This window comes from Bacillus sp. REN3, assembly GCF_017912555.1.
Classification (GTDB): domain Bacteria; phylum Bacillota; class Bacilli; order Bacillales; family Cytobacillaceae; genus Mesobacillus.
Window position 1 is genome coordinate 1 of record NZ_JAERSD010000054.1, and the last position, 1,617, is coordinate 1,617.

Below are 1,617 nucleotides of genomic sequence, written 5' to 3' on the forward strand. Positions count from 1 at the left end.
GCACCGAAGAATCTCTCGGGGTAGGGGGAGCGACATGTCAGGAAAGTAATTAACGGAACTGGGGATCCCCTCCTCGTCACTTTCTTATGAAAGTAAAGCTGAAACCTATAAGTGAAAACGAAATGGTGAAGGGATGAGAGGGAGTCGGAAGGGGTCATAGTACCAATGATGACAATGACAACACAACATTGTCTAGGGAAGGACGGCGAATGCCAGTACCCTACTTCGTTCATATGTCCAAAGGAGGTAAGAGTCAGTGAATGCCAGGAAAATGGCTAACTACACCAATAATGACAAAGCTCAAGAACTCTGGAAGACGCTATATCTTTGTGCTAAGGAAAGTCCAACTCGTAGATTTCACGCACTATATGATAAGATTTATCGGCCTGACATCTTATGGGAAGCATGGCAACGTGTGAAACGGAAGAAAGGAAGCGGAGGAGTTGACGGACAGACGATTGAACAAATCGTCCTGGATTACGGGGAAAGGAAGTTCATGAATGAAATCTTCCTTGAATTGAAAGAGAAACGGTACAACCCCAGTCCAGTGCTCCGCACCTATATTCCGAAGGAAGACGGAAAACAGCGACCATTAGGAATCCCGACTATTAAAGACCGGGTGGTCCAGACGGCAACGAAGATGGTCATAGAACCGATATTCGAGGCTGATTTCCATGAATGTTCATTCGGATTCCGACCAAAAAGGAATGCACATAAAGCCATGGCGAAAATCAGGAAAGCGAGTAAGAGTTGCTTTTGGGTAGTCGACGTCGATATCCAAGGGTATTTCGACAATATCAATCAAGCAAAACTGATGAAACTTCTTGAGCAACGCATAAGTGACAGAAGAGTCTTGAAACTGATTCGCAAATGGTTAGAGGCCGGAATCATGGAGGAAGGAAACATCAGAAATCCACTAACAGGGACACCTCAAGGTGGAGTCATCTCCCCATTACTTGCCAATATCTATCTGAATGTCATGGATAAGTTATGGCAGGAGAGATTTGGAGAACTTGGAGAACTAATCCGATATGCGGACGACTTCGTCATCATGTGTAAAACGAAGAAACAAGCAATGGAAACCATCCGAGTCATCCAGGCGATAATGGGGAAACTGGACTTGACCATCAATCGGGATAAGTCCAGGCTGGTCAATATTTGGAATGACACAGATGGATTTGACTTCCTCGGCTTCCATAATCGGAAATTCCCTATCCGCCGGAAAGGCGGCAACACGTTCTATGTCATGAACCACATACCGAAAAGGAATGCCATGAAGAAAATGAGGGCGAAGATAAAAGCCTACATGGAGCCAAGAAGCAAACTTTACATGGATATCCATGAACTGGTCAAAGGCTTGAACCGGAAACTACAAGGGTTTAAGAATTACTATCAAATTTCCCCTCAGGGTAAGAAATGGCTTAATCGCATTGATTGGTATGTTCTTGAGAGATTGGTCTTGTTCTATAACAAAAAGAAGAACAATCGCAAGAAGCATGGGAACTTCAAAGATGTAAGGAAAGAAGTCGAACATGTATTAGTGAAATTGGCTAGTTAGGCCGGTACGTACTGCCAAAGAAAGAAGAACGTCGGAAAGCCGTATGAGGGAAAACCTCA

General features: G+C 44.2%; 1 protein-coding gene. It reads left to right on the plus strand.

Features of this window, described 5'->3' with window-relative positions; translation table 11 throughout:
- The first annotated feature begins 256 nt into the window (after nucleotides 1–256).
- Complete coding sequence (gene ltrA, locus JJQ88_RS20895) at nucleotides 257–1,558, plus strand: group II intron reverse transcriptase/maturase (RefSeq protein WP_210367972.1); 1,302 nt, start codon at nucleotides 257–259, stop codon at nucleotides 1,556–1,558.
- Nucleotides 1,559–1,617: the final 59 nt, after the last annotated feature.